The sequence below is a fragment of the Knoellia remsis genome, assembly GCF_003002895.1.
Lineage (GTDB): Bacteria > Actinomycetota > Actinomycetes > Actinomycetales > Dermatophilaceae > Knoellia > Knoellia remsis.
The window spans coordinates 19,876-35,863 of sequence record NZ_PVTI01000006.1; the positions used below are offsets into that span (position 1 = coordinate 19,876).

12 protein-coding genes are annotated in these 15,988 nt (G+C 72.4%); 8 read left to right on the forward strand and 4 right to left on the reverse strand.

The window, feature by feature from the left end:
- Positions 1-5: 5 nt before the first annotated feature.
- Positions 6-1,487, forward strand: a complete 1,482-nt coding sequence (locus BCF74_RS05070) for a sensor histidine kinase (RefSeq protein WP_106296881.1) — start codon at positions 6-8, stop codon at positions 1,485-1,487.
- Positions 1,488-1,626: 139 nt separating this feature from the next.
- On the opposite strand, the gene BCF74_RS05075 is transcribed toward BCF74_RS05070, so the two are convergent.
- The 3 genes from BCF74_RS05075 to glgX all read right to left on the reverse strand — a co-directional run bounded on the left by BCF74_RS05075 (position 1,627) and on the right by glgX (position 8,622).
- Positions 1,627-1,875 (reverse strand): WhiB family transcriptional regulator, encoded by a 249-nt coding sequence (locus BCF74_RS05075; RefSeq protein ID WP_106296882.1) that lies wholly within the window; start codon positions 1,873-1,875, stop codon positions 1,627-1,629.
- A 292-nt stretch (positions 1,876-2,167) separates the two neighbouring features.
- Entirely contained in the window at positions 2,168-6,391 is a 4,224-nt protein-coding gene (locus BCF74_RS05080) for an FtsK/SpoIIIE domain-containing protein (protein WP_106296883.1), read from the reverse strand.
- Between the two features lie 65 nt (positions 6,392-6,456).
- On the reverse strand, positions 6,457-8,622 hold the full coding sequence (gene glgX / locus BCF74_RS05085) for a glycogen debranching protein GlgX (RefSeq protein WP_106296884.1): 2,166 nt from the start codon (positions 8,620-8,622) through the stop codon (positions 6,457-6,459).
- Positions 8,623-8,736: 114 nt separating this feature from the next.
- Here glgX and BCF74_RS05090 point away from each other — a divergent pair, with 114 nt between their 5' ends.
- Together BCF74_RS05090 and BCF74_RS05095 are read left to right on the forward strand one after the other, a co-directional pair.
- On the forward strand, positions 8,737-9,321 hold the full coding sequence (locus BCF74_RS05090; RefSeq protein WP_245889222.1) for a T3SS (YopN, CesT) and YbjN peptide-binding chaperone 1: 585 nt from the start codon (positions 8,737-8,739) through the stop codon (positions 9,319-9,321).
- Between the two features lie 2 nt (positions 9,322-9,323).
- The gene (locus BCF74_RS05095; RefSeq protein WP_106296885.1) at positions 9,324-10,118 is read left to right on the forward strand and encodes an enoyl-CoA hydratase/isomerase family protein; all 795 of its coding nucleotides are present in this window, start codon (positions 9,324-9,326) and stop codon (positions 10,116-10,118) included.
- Positions 10,119-10,148: 30 nt separating this feature from the next.
- Here the strand turns inward: BCF74_RS05095 and BCF74_RS05100 are convergent, their stop codons facing one another.
- Positions 10,149-10,505 (reverse strand): hypothetical protein, encoded by a 357-nt coding sequence (locus BCF74_RS05100; protein WP_106296886.1) that lies wholly within the window; start codon positions 10,503-10,505, stop codon positions 10,149-10,151.
- A 224-nt stretch (positions 10,506-10,729) separates the two neighbouring features.
- On the opposite strand from BCF74_RS05100, the gene BCF74_RS05105 reads away from it, so the two are divergent.
- The 5 genes from BCF74_RS05105 to BCF74_RS05125 all read left to right on the forward strand — a co-directional run bounded on the left by BCF74_RS05105 (position 10,730) and on the right by BCF74_RS05125 (position 15,972).
- On the forward strand, positions 10,730-11,521 hold the full coding sequence (locus BCF74_RS05105) for an electron transfer flavoprotein subunit beta/FixA family protein (protein WP_106296887.1): 792 nt from the start codon (positions 10,730-10,732) through the stop codon (positions 11,519-11,521).
- 12 nt (positions 11,522-11,533) lie between these two features.
- On the forward strand, positions 11,534-12,490 hold the full coding sequence (locus tag BCF74_RS05110) for an electron transfer flavoprotein subunit alpha/FixB family protein (RefSeq protein ID WP_106296888.1): 957 nt from the start codon (positions 11,534-11,536) through the stop codon (positions 12,488-12,490).
- Between the two features lie 98 nt (positions 12,491-12,588).
- Entirely contained in the window at positions 12,589-13,773 is a 1,185-nt protein-coding gene (locus BCF74_RS05115; RefSeq protein ID WP_106296889.1) for a cysteine desulfurase family protein, read from the forward strand.
- Positions 13,773-14,924, forward strand: a complete 1,152-nt coding sequence (gene mnmA / locus BCF74_RS05120) for a tRNA 2-thiouridine(34) synthase MnmA (RefSeq protein ID WP_106296890.1) — start codon at positions 13,773-13,775, stop codon at positions 14,922-14,924. The genes BCF74_RS05115 and mnmA overlap by 1 nt, the downstream gene beginning before the upstream one ends.
- Before the next feature lie 73 nt (positions 14,925-14,997).
- Entirely contained in the window at positions 14,998-15,972 is a 975-nt protein-coding gene (locus BCF74_RS05125) for a pirin family protein (RefSeq protein WP_106296891.1), read from the forward strand.
- Positions 15,973-15,988 lie beyond the last annotated feature (16 nt).

Consider the following 15,988-nt stretch of genomic DNA (forward strand, 5'->3'; position numbering starts at 1 on the left):
CGCGCGTGAGCACACTCGCCGAGTCGTTGCGGTCCGGGACCGCGCTGGAGGACCACGACATCGAGTGGGTCCACCTCGTCGTGGGGGACTGGCAGCTCGTCGCGGACCTCGCGTTCGCGGATCTCGTCCTCTGGGTGCCGTGGGGGCTCGACGGCTGGCGTGCGGTGGCGCACGTCCGCCCCAACACCGGGCCGATGGTCTTCTACGAGGACGTCGTGGGCCGCACGGCCTCGCGTCGTCCCGACTCGATCCTCGACGCGGCCTACCGACAGCGCAGCATCGTCACCGGACGCGAGCCCGAGCGTCACGGGGAGGTCGCGGTGCGCGAGGTCGCCGTCCCCGTCGTGCGAGACGGGCGAGCGCTCGCGGTCATCACCCAGCACACCAACGTCGTCACCGGGCGTACCCCGAGCCGCCTCGAGCTGACCTACCGCCTCCTCGCCGAGGCGCTGGTCCGGATGATCGCGGCAGGTGAGTTCCCGAGCACCGCGGCGCCCACCGGCATACGGCGTGGCGCCCCGCGCGTCGGCGACGGGGTCGTCCACCTCGACCTCGAGGGGAACGTGCTCTATGCGAGCCCCAACGCGATCAGTGCGATCCATCGCCTCGGCCATCGCGGCGACGTCATCGGCGAGGTGTTCGCCAAGGTCGTCACCGAGCTCATGCACGCGTCGGGGACGGCCGTCGACGAGTCGCTCGCGGTCGTCGTCACCGGTCGCGCGCCGTGGTGGACGGAGGTGTCCACCCCGTCGGCCAGCGTGACCCTGCGCGCGATCCCGCTCACCGAGAACGGCACGCGCGGCGGGGCGATGCTGCTGCTGCGCGACGTGTCCGAGCTGCGCCGGCGAGAGCAGGAGCTCATCACCAAGGACGCGACCATCCGCGAGATCCACCACCGCGTCAAGAACAACCTCCAGACCGTCGCCGCGCTGCTGCGTCTGCAGTCACGCCGCATCCCCGACCCCACGGCGCGAACCGCGCTCGACGAGGCCGTCCGCCGGGTCGGCACCATCGCCCTTGTCCACGAGACGCTGAGCCAGGGCATCGACGAGACCGTCGACTTCGACGAGATCGCCGTGCGGGGCCTGCGAGCCGTCGTCGACGTGGCCGTCACCGAGCACCCCGTGGAGTCCGCGGTGACCGGTTCGTTCGGCCGGATGCGGGCCGAGGACGCGACCTCGCTCGCGATGATCGTCTCCGAGCTCGTCCAGAACGCCGTCGAGCACGGACTCGCCGAGCGGGGTGGGCGGATCGAGGTCGCCGTGCAGCGCGAGGAGGTCGAACCGGGCGTCGACGGGCTCACCGTGACGATCACCGACGACGGTCGCGGCCTGCCGGCCGGGTTCCGGCCGGTGCTCGCGGGGTTGGGCACCCGCATCGTCACCTCGCTCGTGCAGGACCTCCAGGGTCGGATCCGGTGGGAGCCGGCGAAGCCCAAGGGCACCCGCGTCGAGTTCACGGCCCGGCTTCGGCCGCTCATGCGCTGAGCGACGCACCTGCGCTGAGCGGTGCTCATCCGCTGAGCGGTGCCCTCGGCTGAGAATGGGCGGCGCGGCCTCGGCCGCGTCCGGGCATGAGTACGGCCCCGCCGCGAGGCGAGGCCGTGAGGGTGGTCGGGGAGAGCGGTCAGCCGGCGCGTCGTGCGCGAGCGTTTCGGCGCTTGAGTGCGCGGCGCTCGTCCTCGGAGAGCCCGCCCCAGACGCCGGCGTCCTGACCGGACTCCAGTGCCCACTTGAGGCAGGTGTCGATGACGTCGCATCGGCGGCAGACGGCCTTGGCCTCCTCGATCTGCATGATCGCCGGGCCGGTGTTCCCGATCGGGAAGAACAGCTCGGGATCCTCATCGAGGCAGGCAGCGCGGTCGCGCCAATCCATGGGTGGTGCTCCTTGTCCGTGGAGTTCAGTGGTGCTGGCCGCGCGCACGGTGGTGCGGGACCAGCGGAGGGCTGCGTCCTTGCAAACCGTGCGGACACACACAGGCGTCCGAACTTTCAGTCTAGACCCTGCGACCCAATTTCGTCACGAGTTCCATCTCGCGAGATTCTTCGGCGGCAGCACGCCCGACCCACAATTTCGTGTGCGAATCTCGCGCCCGGAGGTCGTACGTCCACCGACCGATGCCGCGGCCGAGAGCGTGAACGATCGGCCACCAACGCGAGTTCCCCGGTCAGGCGGCGACCTCCCGGGCGGTGCGGACGAGGGCGAGTTGCACCTCGTCATGGCGACGTCCCGCGACCAGCAGGGCTCGACCCGGCGTCTGGTCCACACCGCGTGGGGCCCGGATGCCGAACGTGTCACCGTCCGCTGGGGTGCGCGGGGAGAGGAGCAGGCCGGCCTGCGCCCGGGCGAGGGTCGCGACCAGGCCCCGGAACGTCGTGCTCGCGACGGTCGGTGTCGTCGCGGCGACGACGAGTCCACCGTCGCGCTCCACGAGGGAGGTGATCTCCTCGAGAACCGGCTCCGCGGCGCTCCCCTCGACCTGCTCGGCATCGTCGACGAGCACGACCAGGTCGGGATGCTCGCGTCGGGCCGCGACGAGCGCCTCGACGTCCCACGGGTGCACGCGCAGCGAGGTGCCCACCGCGCGGGCCACCGTTCCGGTCGCCCCCTCGACGACCGCGACCGTGCGGCCCGCAGCCGCCGCGGAACGTCCGATGGCGGCGAGGGCACAGGACCGTCCGGTGCCGGGGTGGCCGATGACGAGCAGGCGTCGACCCATCCGTGCGGGGTCCACCATGGCGACTCCTCCGGTGCTGGCGGACAGGCCGACGGCCAGCCCCAGCGTTGGGACGGGGCCGGTCGCCGGATACTCGGTGTCCGCGAGCGCGTCGGGCGCGCGGAACAGCGCGCCGTGGCCCGTGAGCACCGTGTCGTGGTCGACGAGGTGCGGCAGTCGCGTCACCGGGGTGGGCGGGGCGACCCGGGGATCGCGCTCCGCCGCTTCCCGGTGCGGGTCGCGACGCGCCAGCTGCAGCTCGACCCGGTCGCCGAGGCGGATGGCCCGACCGGGAGCCCTGCTGGCCGGCAGGTCCCGGCGCGAGAGGCCGGCGTGCACGGCGTCGGCAGGGTCCGCGAGCGGGAGGAGCAGGGTCTGCGACGCGATGGTGGAGAGCTTGCCGGTGAGCAGCGACCGGTCGCCCGTGACGACCACGCGCAGCGAGGGGTCGCCTGACCGCAGCAGGTCGAGTAGTCCGTCACGCACGCCGCCCAGGGCGAAGTCGTCGTCGGAGTCGAGCCGCTCCCACCCGTCGACCAGGAGCAGCGTGCTCGCCGCCGGGCGGCGGGCGGTGGAGCCCGGCCGGCGGCCCTCGCGCTCGGTGGCCGTGTCCCGGCTCGTGCGCAGCAGGTCGAGCAGGCGGCGCACGCGCGTCGTCTCCGCAGCGTGCACGACGGCCCCGACGTGGGGGAGTTCCTCGAGGTCGGCGAGGTCGCCGCTCGTGTCGATGACGTAGGCCGAGAGGTCCGAGCCCGGCTCGGCGACGTGGGAGGCGAGGATGGTCCGCAGCGCCGTCGAGCGCCCGGACCGAGGGCCGCCGACGACGAGCCAGTGTCCCTCGTTCGCCCGATGGGAGACCGGGACCTGGCGCTGCTCGGCTGGCAGGTCCGCGAGCCCGACCGCGTCGCGGGGAAGGCCTGCCGGGGTGAGCTGCTCGCTGAGCGCGGGGAGCCAGGGTCGGTGAGGTGTGTCGAGCGAGAGAGCGCGGGCGGCCTCGCCGGCGGCGGCGGACAGGGCTGCGAGGTCAAGCGCCGTGACGGCGGCCGTGCCGGTGGCGGCGTCGAGGTTCGTGGACCGCACGGGGCCGAGCGCTTGGCACTGGGCATCAAGGGCGACGACATCGAGACGCCGCGACTCCCCGGGCGTGCCGACCCGGGCGGCCTGGAACTCGACGAGCTCGCCGTCGCCTCCGCGGGCGAACCCGCGCCCCGGGCGGTCCGCCGGAAGGTGGGCGGCATCGGCGGAGCCGATGACGTCCTGCGAGTCGGCCACGTCGCGGACCCGCATCGCGATGCGCAGGTTGACGTTGGCCTGGATGTCGGCCGTGATCGCACCCGCGGGCCGCTGGGTGGCGAGGATGAGATGCACTCCGAGCGAGCGGCCCACGGCGGCGAGGGAGACCACTCCGTCGACGAAGTCGGGCAGCTCGTCGGCGAGGACGCGGAACTCGTCGATGACGATGACGAGGCGGGGCAGTCCGCCACGTCGTCGACGGTGGTCGTCGAAGTCGCGGGCGCCCGAGTCGGCGAGCAGCCGCTCGCGCCGGGTGATCTCGGCCTCGAGGCTCGTGAGGGCTCGGCGAGCGAGGCCCTCGTCGAGGTTCGTCACGAGTCCGACCGTGTGCGGCAGGTCGGCACACTCCCCGAAGGCGGACCCGCCCTTGTAGTCGACGAGGACGAAGGTCACGTCCTCGGGCGAGGAGTGCAGGGCCAGGGAGGTCACGAGGGTGCGCAGCAGCTCGGACTTGCCCGAGCCGGTCGTGCCGCCCACGAGTAGGTGGGGTCCGTCGGTCGAGAGGTCGACGGACCAGTCGTCACCGGCCGTACGGCCAAGCACGGCGACGGGGCGGCCGTCGGTCGTCGACCACTGGTCGGAGATGGTCCGGGCGGCGCACTCCGGGTCGAGCCATGAGGTCGCCTCGGCGAGGTCGAGCGACGTCGGCAGGGCCTCTGCGTCCCCGGCGGCGTCGACGAGCGGGGCGAGGGCTCGACCGAGCCGCTCGCCCCACCACCACCGGGTCCGGTCGGGCACGAAGCTCGGCACGGGGTCGGAGCCGTCGACGTCCAGGCGGGCACGACCGTCGTGGATGGTGACCACCGCGTGACAGGCGGCGGGAAGCGCGGCGGCTCGCTGCGCGCCGACGAGACAGTGGACGGCGAGCTCGCGGCCGCGCTCGAGCAGATCCGCGAGCTCACCCGCCGTGGGGTCGGCGTCCGCATCCGGCAGGACCGCGACGACGGTGGGCCAGGCCGTGCGACCGCCGTGCTCGCGCTCCTCCTCACGGGTGCGGACCACCTGCCGCAGCGCCTCGAGGCACGTCGACGCGTCGCCGTATGCGGTCGTGTGCGGCAGCCAGCGCGTCCACGACTGCGGCTCGTCATGGCGCACGCCGGCGCGGACGACGAGTCGCAGGTCGCGGGGCGAGTGGGCAGTGACCAGCTGGCCCAGCACCTGGCGCAGCACGCCGGCGACGTCGTCCGCGGGCCCGGCGATGCCGAGTCCGCCGACCTCGTCCAGCCCGACCTCGACCGGCAGCTGGGCGAGAGTCAGGTGCTGCGGTTCGCCGCTCCCGCTCATGCCGTCGTCCGGCACCCAGGCGGTGCGAGCCGGCAGGTCGCCGACGCCAAGACGGACACGTCCCGCGTCGGCCGCCCCGCGGCGGCGCTCCCAGAGGCGTGCGCCGGGGCCGTTCGCGATCTCGAGCACGGTGGCCGGATCGGGCAGCTCGGCCCACCGCTCGTGCCGCTCGAGGCGGTGCAGCTCGTCGAGCTCTGAGCGCCGCGCGGCCAGCTCCTCGGCGTGCTGGGCCAGCTCTCGGGCGTGTTCACGACGCCCGGACCAGCGATCGCCGACGACACTGCCGACGAGCATGAGCGGGGAGAGCAGCGCGAAGGCGAGCATCTGCGGCCCGAAGAAGAACGCCAGCAGGGCCGCGAACGGCACTGGCAGCGCTGCCGAGAGCCACGGGATCCGGCCGCGTCGCGGTGCGTCGGGGGCGCGAGGAGCCCGGACCACGGCGCTGCGGCGGGGTGGCAGGGGGCGCGGCGAGCGGTTCACCGCGACCCTCCCGTCGCCGCGAGCGGTGGTCGGGGCCGTGGCTGTACCGGCCCTCGCCAGACGCGCCACGCTGTCACCGAGACCGATGAGCTCCGACCCGTCGACGTCGTGCTCGCCTCCCGGGGGGATGTCGGTCCCGCCGCAGCGCAGGCCGTTGGTGGATCCCAGGTCGAGCACGCGAAATCCATTGTCCTCAGGCGAGATTCGCGCATGGCGACGACTCAGCCTGTCGTCCGCGAGACTCAGCCCGATGCCGGCGGAGCGCCCGACGACGAGGCCCTCGCGCGGCACCGCCACCCGACGGCCGGCGTCGGGCCCTGCCACGACGACGAGGTCGACCGCGGTCGCCGTCGAGGGCCGTGGCGAACCGGTCGGGTGGGGGTCGTCGAGACACAGCGTCGCTCCGTGGAGCAGGGGAGGAGCACCCCACGTCGCGTCCGGGCCCAGCGCTGCACCACGACAACTCACCGCGCCGGGCGGCTCGCCCGTGGCCTCGGCGAGGAGCGGCAGCACGTCTGCCAACGTGGTGCCGTGCGGCGCGGTGACCCGGAGGTCGACGGCGTCCCCGGACCGGGACCGGGGTCGCACGGTGAGGGCGAGCGAAATGGTGGACTGCATGCCCGCACGCTAGGGAAAATCACGGAATCGGCCGCGGACTTTTCCACAGGCCCGAGGTGACCCGCCTACGTCGGGTCGGTCACGGCATACGCGCGCATGCTCAACGGTGTGAGAGTGACCGTCTCCCCGGCGGCCGTCGTGGCGCCGTCCTCGGGGCGTTCCCAGACGCTGTCCCAGAGCAGCCGGTATGCCGTGAGGCCCGGTGCCCGTGGAAGCGTCACCTGCTTCTCGTCCCGGCTGCCGTGGAGGACGACGAGCACCGACTCGTGTCCGAGCCAGGCGCCACCGACGAGCATCTGCAGGGTCCGCTCGCCGGGGTCGGACCAGTCGGTCATCGGCTCGCCGTCCGGGCCGTACCACGCGAGGTCGAGCGAGCCGTCCTCGTGGACCTCCCGTCCTTCGGCCCAGGTCCGCTGCCGCAGCGCCGGGTGCTCGCGCCGGATGGCGAGGAGGTGGCGTGTCGTCGCGAGCAGGTCCTGCTGCCAGGGCTCGACGTCCCAGTCGAACCACGTCGTCGCGTTGTCCTGGTTGTAGGGGTTGTTGTTGCCCTGCTGGGTGCGTCCGATCTCGTCGCCGGCGTTGACCATCGGGATGCCGCTCGACAGGAGGAGCGTCCCGAGCAGGTTGCGCATCGACTGTCGGCGCATCGCGAGGATCGCCTCGTCGTCGGTCGGCCCCTCGACGCCGTGGTTCCACGAGCGGTTGCCGTCCGAGCCGTCGCGACCCTGCTCACCGTTGGCCTCGTTGTGCTTCTCGTTGTATGCCGTGAGGTCGGCGAGCGTGAAGCCGTCGTGGGCGGTGACGAAGTTGATCGAGGCGGTGGGCCCGCGGTCGTGGGTGCCGAAGAGGTCGCGCGAGCCGGCGAGGCGGGTCGCGAGGTCCTGGACGCCGCGGGGGGCCTGGCCCGGCACGCCCGGGCGGTGGTCCGCGAGCCAGAAGTCGCGGACCGTGTCGCGGAACCGGTCGTTCCACTCGGCGAACGGTGGCGGGAACTGGCCGGTGCGCCAGCCGTGCATCCCGACGTCCCAGGGCTCGACGATGAGCTTGGTCCTCGACAGGACGGGGTCGGTGCGCACCCCGACGAGGAACGGGTGGTCCGGGTCGAACTCGTCGGTCCGCCCGCGGCCGAGGGCGACCGCGAGGTCGAAGCGGAAGCCGTCGACGTGGCACTCCTCCACCCAGTAGCGCAGCGAGTCGAGGGCGAGCCGGCACATGACGGGGTGGCGCAGGTCGAGCGTGTTGCCCGTGCCCGTGACGTCGATGTCGCGGCCGCGCTCGTCGAGGCGGTAGTAGGCGCGGTTGTCGAGGCCCCGGAACGACAGCGTCGCGCCCGTCACACTCTGCTCGGCCGTGTGGTTGTAGACGACGTCGAGGATGACCTCGAGACCGGCCGCGTGCAGCAGCTTGACCATGCCCTTGAACTCGTCGAGCACGCCCTGCGGGTCCTGCGCTGCGGCATACGCCGCGTGCGGCGCGAAGAAGCCCAGGGTGTTGTAGCCCCAATGGTTCGCCAGGCCCTTCTGGACGAGGGCGGGCTCGGACGCGAACGAGTGGACCGGCAGCAGCTCGACCGCCGTGACGCCGAGGCTCGTGAGGTGCTCGAGGGTCGCCGGGTGGGCCATCCCGGCATACGTGCCGCGCAGCTCCTCGGGGACGCCCGGCAGCTGCTCGGTGAGGTTGCGGACGTGCGTCTCGTAGATGACGGTCTCGCTGCGAGTGGTGCGCGGTGGCGCGTCCTCGCCCCAGTCGAACCGGGTGTCGACGACGACGCAGCGCGGCACGTCCGGGGCCGAGTTCGACTCCGACGGGGTGCTGCCGTCCCCGTCCCAGGTCGTGTCGTCGACGACGTGCCCGTAGACGCTCGGGCCCCAGCGAACCTCCCCCTCGATCGCCTTCGCGTAGGGGTCCATGAGGAGCTGCGCGGGGTTGTGCCGCAGCCCTTGCTCGGGGTCCCACGGGCCCGAGACGCGGAAGCCGTAGCGCTGGCCGACGCCGACGTCGGGCACGAACCCGAACCACCAGCCGTAGGCGTGGTCGACGAGGGGCACTCGTCGCTCGGTCGAGCCGTCGGTGTCACCCTCGTCGAAGAGGCAGAGCTCGACGGAGTCGGCGTGACCGGCATACACGCTGACGTCGACACCACCCTCGACGACCGTGACCCCCGGAGCCGGTGGCAGGTCCCGGGAGACCTGCAGGGACGAGACGGGCGTGGCGGACGTCAGCGGCGTCATGGCAGGCAGCCTATTGATGGAGCGAGCCTCGTCTCGGCAGCCCCGGGGCCCGCGCGTCGCCGTCCTCGCTCGCCGCCCTCGCACGACCGGCGGCGGCCGTGACATGGTGGACCCATGAGCGATCCCACGTCCCTCCCGAACTTCCCGCCGCCGGCGAACGAGCACCCGCTGCGCGGCCGCGTCCTCGACGTCCTCGTCGACGCCGGTGCCCAGCCCAACATCGACGGTGACGGCGACGTCGCCTACCAGGCCAACGACCAGACGATCTTCATCCGCGTCACCGAGGGCGAGCTCCCCGTGATGCGCGTCTTCGGCCAGTGGACCCTGCCCGACGAGATCGCCGCCGACCCCGAGAAGGTCGCCGCGACGTGCAACGAGGTCAACCTCTCCCTCAACTGCGTCAAGACCGGCGTCGCCAACAACACCCTCGTCGTCACGAGCGAGCACATCGTCACCCCGCAGGCCGATCTCAACACCCTGGTGCAGGTGAGCACCTCGATCATCCTCTCGGCCGTGCAGCTCTGGCACGAGCGCGCGCTCGGTCTCGAGCCGGGCCAGTCGGGTCAGGCAGGCCAGGCAGGCGAGCCCGGCCCGGACGCCGGCGGCGCTCCCGAGGCCAATGGCCAGCCGGGTCAGGCCGGTCCGGGCGGTCAGCCGGGTCAGCCGGGTGAGCCGGGACAGCCCGGTCAGGGCAGCTGAGCATGAGCGAGGTCGTGCGGCTCGAGGTCGAGGACGGCATCGGGGTCATTCGTCTCGACCGTCCCCCGATGAACGCGCTCGACGCGGACGTCCAGCGCGGCATCATGGCGGCGGCGGCCGAGGCCACCGAGCGCAAGGACGTCTTCGCGGTCATCGTCTACGGCGGTGAGAAGGTCTTCGCGGCCGGCGTCGACATCAAGCAGATGGCCGACTGGTCCTACACGGACATGGTCGACCACTCGATGCTCTTCCAGGACTTCACCCGCGCCCTCGCCCGGATCCCCAAGCCGACGGTCGCTGCGATCACCGGCTACGCCCTCGGCGGTGGCTGCGAGGTGACCCTCGCCTGCGACTTCCGCATCGCGGCCAGGGACGCCAAGCTCGGCCAGCCCGAGGTGCTCCTCGGCGTCATCCCCGGTGCCGGTGGCACGCAGCGCCTCGCGCGGCTCATCGGCCCGGCGAAGGCCAAGGACCTCATCTTCACGGGTCGCTTCGTCGACGCCGAGGAGGCGCTCGCGATCGGGCTCGTCGACGCCGTCGTCGACCCGGGGGAGAAGGGCTCGGAGGCCGTCCTCGCCGCCGCGAAGGAGATGATGAGCCGGTATGCCGGTGGGCCGGCCTACGCGATCCGCGCGGCGAAGGAGGCCATCGACTCCGGTCTCGAGGTCGACCTGCAGAGCGGGCTCGAGATCGAGCGGCTGCTCTTCGCCTCGCTCTTCGCGACGAAGGACCGCGAGACGGGCATGCACTCGTTCATCGAGAACGGCCCGGGCAAGGCGACCTTCGAGGGCGCCTGAGGCCGGCACGCCCCGGCTGCGCTCGTCGACTCAGCCGGACAGGCCGGCGACGAACTCACGCAGGCCGGCCCGGCCGGCATACAGGTGCGACCGGATGCCGAGCATCTCGGCGGCCGCGATCATCTCGGGAGCGCTGTCGACGACGGCGAGCTCGCCGAGCAGGAGCCCCTCCCGCAGGGCGATGGCGCTGAAGAGGTCCGGGTCCGGACGGGCGAGCCCGAGCTCGGCACCGGAGACCACCCCGTCGACGGCGTCGGACCCGCGGACCGCTGCGTCCGCGCCCACGGTCGAGTCCGTGAGGAGGAGGACCTGCATCGTCGCGCGGGCATCGTCGACGACGTCGCGCACGTCGTCGTCCACGTGGTCGACAAGCAGGACCTTGATCACCGGCGGTCTCCCTCGGGCTCGGGGTGTCCGTCGATGGTCCCGCACTGACGTGGTCCTCGGTGGTGCTTGCCCAGAATCGCGTTCTGCGACAGGAATCACGCCGCCAGGATTGTCCGGGAGGGGAGCGCCCGGCATACGCTCGGACCTGACCTACCGCAGGGACACCACACACCTGCGCACCCACCAGAGACACACACCCACCAGAGACAAAGGACGAGGCACGCATGAACATCGTCGTCTGCGTCAAGTACGTGCCCGACGCACAGGCCGACCGCACCTTCAACGAGGCGGACAACACCACCGACCGCGACGGGGTCGAGGGTCTCCTCTCGGAGATCGATGAGTACGCCGTCGAGGAGGCGCTCAAGATCGCCGAGTCCGGCGAGGGTGAGGTCACCGTCGTCACCGTGGGGCCCGAGCAGGCGCTCGACGCCGTGAAGAAGGCTCTCCAGATGGGCGCCGACAAGGGCGTCCACGTCAGCGACGAGGCGATCCACGGCTCCGACGCCGCGGCCACCTCGCTCATCCTCGCCGAGGCCGTGAAGAAGGCCGCCGGCGGCGAGAACCCCGACCTCGTCCTCATGGGCATGAGCTCGACCGACGGTGTCATGGGCGTCGTGCCCGCCATGGTCGCCGAGCGCCTCGGTCTGCCGCAGGTGACCTACGCGTCCGAGCTCACCGTCGACGGCCAGGGCCTGAAGATCCGCCGCGACGGCGACGCCGCGTCCGAGACGATCGAGTCGTCCCTGCCGGCCCTGGTGTCGGTCACCGACCAGATCAACGAGCCGCGCTACCCCTCCTTCAAGGGGATCATGGCCGCGAAGAAGAAGCCCGTCGAGACCTGGACCCTTGCGGACCTGGGCGTCGACGCCGGCCAGGTCGGGCTCGACGCCGCCTGGACCACGGTGACCTCGTTCGCCAAGCGCCCGCCGCGCGAGCAGGGCCAGATCGTCACCGACGAGGGTGACGGTGGCGCCAAGCTCGCCGAGTTCCTGTCCGCCCAGAAGTTCCTCTGAGGAGACGTCCCCATGGCTGAAGTTCTCGTCCTCGTCGACCACGTCGACGGCAAGGTCCGCAAGTCCACCGCCGAGCTGCTGACGATCGCCCGCCGTCTCGGCGAGCCGTCCGCCGTCCACATCGGCCCCGGCGCCGAGACCGCCCAGGTCACCCTCGCCAAGTACGGCGCCGAGAAGGTCTACACCTTCGACGCGCCCGAGGCGCTCGAGTACCTCGTCGCCCCGCAGGCCGAGGTCCTCGCGGCCCTCGTCGAGAAGACCTCCCCTGTCGCCGTGCTCATCCCGAGCAACTCCGCGGGCAAGGAGATCGCGGGGCGCCTCGGCATCAAGACGAACTCCGGCGTCATCACCGACGCGGTCGATGTCACCGCCGGCGGCGAGGGCGTCGAGACCACCCAGTCGGTCTTCGCCGGCTCCTACACCGTCAAGGCCACGGTCAACCAGGGCACCGCGATCGTCGCCGTCAAGCCGAACTCGGTCGCCATCGAGGCCGCCCCGGCCGCCGGCACGGTCGAGGCCGTCGACGTCACCGTCTCCGACGCGGCCAAGGCGGCGAAGATCGTCGAGTCCAAGCCCAAGGAGGCCACCGGCCGTCCCGAGCTCACCGAGGCGGCGATCGTCGTCTCCGGTGGCCGCGGCACCGGCGGCGACTTCGGTCCCGTCGAGGAGTTCGCCGACAGCCTCGGCGCCGCGGTCGGTGCCTCGCGCGCCGCCGTCGACGCCGGCTGGTACCCGCACAGCAACCAGGTCGGCCAGACCGGCAAGCAGGTCTCGCCGCAGCTCTACGTCGCGGCCGGCATCTCCGGCGCCATCCAGCACCGCGCCGGCATGCAGACGTCGAAGACGATCGTCGCCGTCAACAAGGACGAGGAGGCGCCGATCTTCGAGCTCGTCGACTTCGGCGTCGTGGGCGACCTCTTCACCGTCCTGCCGCAGGCCACCGAGGCCGTCAAGAAGGCCAAGGGCTGAGACCCGACTGATTGCGACTTCGCAGAGTGAGGAACGCAGCGACGAGCTCTGCGAAGTCGCAATGAGTCGTAGTTCGTGGCGGACGTAGAATTTCGTTCGTGACGGCATACCTGGACCACGCGGCGACGACCCCCATGCGGGAGTCGGCGCGCGCCGCGTGGCTCGCGCAGACGCAGCGGGTGGGGAACCCGTCGTCGCTCCATTCCTCCGGCCGCGCCGCCCGCGCCGTCGTCGAGGAGTCGCGCGAGCAGATCGCCGCCGCGCTCGGTGCGCGCCCGTCGGAGGTCGTCTTCACGTCGGGGGGCACCGAGGCGGACAACCTCGCGATCAAGGGCACGTATGCCGCCCGCCGCGCCTCCGTGGGCGCGTCCCGTCTCGTCGTGAGCGGCATCGAGCATCACGCCGTCCTCGACTCGGTCGAGCATCTCGTGGAGGCTGAGGGCGCCACGGTGACCTGGCTCGAGCCGGACCGCTGCGGGCACATCTCCGTCGACGACCTGCGGTCTGCGCTCGGTGGTGACTCGGCCGCGGGGACGGCGCTCGTCAGCGTCATGTGGGCCAACAACGAGGTCGGCACGGTCCAGCGCGTTCCCGAGCTCGCCGCCGTCGCCCGCGAGGCCGGGGTGCCGTTCCACACCGATGCCGTCCAGGCGGTCGGGCAGGTCCCGGTGAACTTCGCCGAGAGCGGCGCCGATCTCATGACCGTGACGGCGCACAAGGTGGGCGGGCCGGTCGGCATCGGCGCCCTCCTCGTCCGTCGCGACGCCGCGCTCGTCCCGCTGTCGCACGGAGGCGGGCAGGAGCGGCAGGTGCGCTCGGGCACGGTGGACGCGGCCGGCATACGGGCGTTCGCGGTTGCCCTCGACGAGGCGGTCGCGGAGCGCGAGGCGAGTGCCGCGCGCCTCACCGCCCTGCGGGACCGGCTCGTCAAGGGTGCGCTGGCGCTCGACCTCGGCATCACGGTGAGCGGGTGCTGGCACGAGGCCGACGCGTCCGGGCGGCTGCCGAGCAACGCGCACCTCCTCGTGCCGGGGTGTGAGGGCGACTCGCTGCTCTACCTGTTGGACGCGGCCGGGGTGGAGTGCTCGACCGGCTCGGCGTGCCAGGCCGGGGTGCCGCAGCCGAGCCACGTCCTGCTCGCCATGGGCTACACCGAGCGCGAGGCCCGCGGTGCGCTGCGGCTCTCGCTCGGGCACACGTCGACCGACGCCGACGTCGACGCCGTCCTCGCCGCCCTGCCGGGTGTCGTCGATCGGGCGCGTCGGGCCAGTGGGGCTGCCTGATGCGCGTCGTCGCCGCGATGAGTGGCGGCGTCGACTCCGCTGTCGCCGCCGCCCGGATGCTCGACGCGGGCCACGACGTCGTCGGCGTCCACCTCGCGCTCTCCCGGTCGGCCGCGACGCTGCGCGAGTCGGCGCGGGGATGCTGCACCATCGAGGACGCCGGGGACGCGCGTCGGGTCGCCGACCGGCTCGGGATCCCGTTCTACGTGTGGGACATGGCCGACCGGTTCCAGCGTGACGTCATGGACGACTTCGTCGCGGAGTACCGCGCCGGCCGCACCCCGAACCCCTGCCTGAGGTGCAACGAGTCGATCAAGTTCGCCGCGCTGCTCGACCGGGCGGTGGCGCTCGGCTTCGACGCCGTCGCGACCGGGCACTATGCGCAGGTCGTCGAGCGCGTCGGCTCGGACGGTGTGGTGCGGCGCGAGCTGCACCGCGCGGTCGACTCCGCGAAGGACCAGTCCTACGTCCTCGGGGTCCTCGACGCCGACCAGCTGGCGCGCGCCTTCTTCCCGCTCGGTGACACGACGAAGCCGCAGATCCGCGAGGAGGCTGCGGCCCGGGGGTTCTCGGTGGCGAAGAAGCCGGACTCGCACGACATCTGCTTCATCGCCGACGGTGACACCCGCGGGTTCCTCACGCGCGAGCTCGGGGAGCAGCCGGGCGAGATCGTCGACGCGACGAGTGGGGAGGTCGTCGGCTCGCACGCGGGTGCCTACGGGTTCACCGTCGGCCAACGCCGGGGGCTGGGGCTCGACCGGTCCTCCCTCGACGGTGAGCCGCGCTATGTCGTCGGGGTCGAGGCGGGGGCGAACCGGGTGCTCATCGGGACCCAGGACCTGCTCGGGGTCGACGTCATCACCGCGGAGCACGCCCGCTGGTGCGGAGAGGCTCCGACGGGTGAAGTGCGGGTGGGTGCGCAGATCCGGGCGCACGGTGAGGAGATCCCGGCGTGGGCCGAGCTCGACGTCGACGACCCCGACGTCCTGCGGGTCCGTCTCGACTCGCGCGTGCGGGGTGTGGCGCCAGGGCAGTCGGTCGTGCTCTACGACGGCACCCGGGTCGTGGGCTCGGCGACGATCACCGCGACGTCCCTGCGCGAGCGGGTCGGGGAGCCGCCTCACCAGGTCGGCGCCCGGCATACGAAATAGTTTAAGGTTCAACTAGGTTGGACGTGGTGACGACGCCGCACCGGCACCGTCCCGAACCGAAGGAGCCACCGACATGCCTGCCGTGACCGTCGACAACATCCTCACCCTCCCGCGCGTCACCGAGCCGCTTCCCGAGGCCGCGACCCGGCCCGTGCGCAGCATCACCACGGCCCCGCAGGGCTTCGAGGGCGAGGGCTTCCCCGTCCGCCGCGCCTTCGCCGGCGTCGACCTCGCCGCCCTCGACCCGTTCATCCACATGGACCAGATGGGTGAGGTCGAGTACGCCCCGGGCGAACCCAAGGGCACCCCGTGGCACCCGCACCGCGGCTTCGAGACCGTGACGTACATGATCGACGGCGTCTTCGACCACCAGGACTCGCACGGCGGTGGCGGCTCGATCACCGACGGCGACACGCAGTGGATGACCGCCGGGTCCGGCCTGCTTCACATCGAGAAGCCGCCGGAGCAGCTCGTCATGAGCGGCGGGCTCTTCCACGGCCTGCAGCTGTGGGTCAACCTCCCCAGCACGATGAAGATGTCCCCGCCCCGCTACCAGGACATCCGCGGCGGCGACGTCGCCCTGCTCTCCAGCCCCGACGGTGGTGCGCTGCTGCGCGTCATCGCGGGCGAGCTCGACGGGCACGAGGGTCCGGGCATCACCCACACGCCCATCTCGATCGTGCACGCCACCGTCGCGCCCGGTGCGCAGGTGCGGCTGCCGTGGAACCCCGGCTACAACGCCCTCGTCTACGCGCTCGCCGGCAAGGGCAGCATCGGCGCCGACCGGCAGCCGCTGCGGATGGGCCAGCTCGCCGTGCTCGGTGGCGGCGACGTCATCGAGGTCCGCGCCGACGACAACCAGGAGAGCCGCAGCCCCAGCCTCGACCTCTACATCATGGGCGGGCGCCCGATCCGCGAGCCCGTCGCGGCCTACGGCCCGTTCGTCATGAACACGCGCGCCGAGCTCATGCAGGCGTTCGAGGACTTCCAGGCGGGGCGCCTCGGCACGATCCCGTCCGAGCCGCAACCCGGCCACGACGTCCTCTGAGGTCCTGAGCGTACCC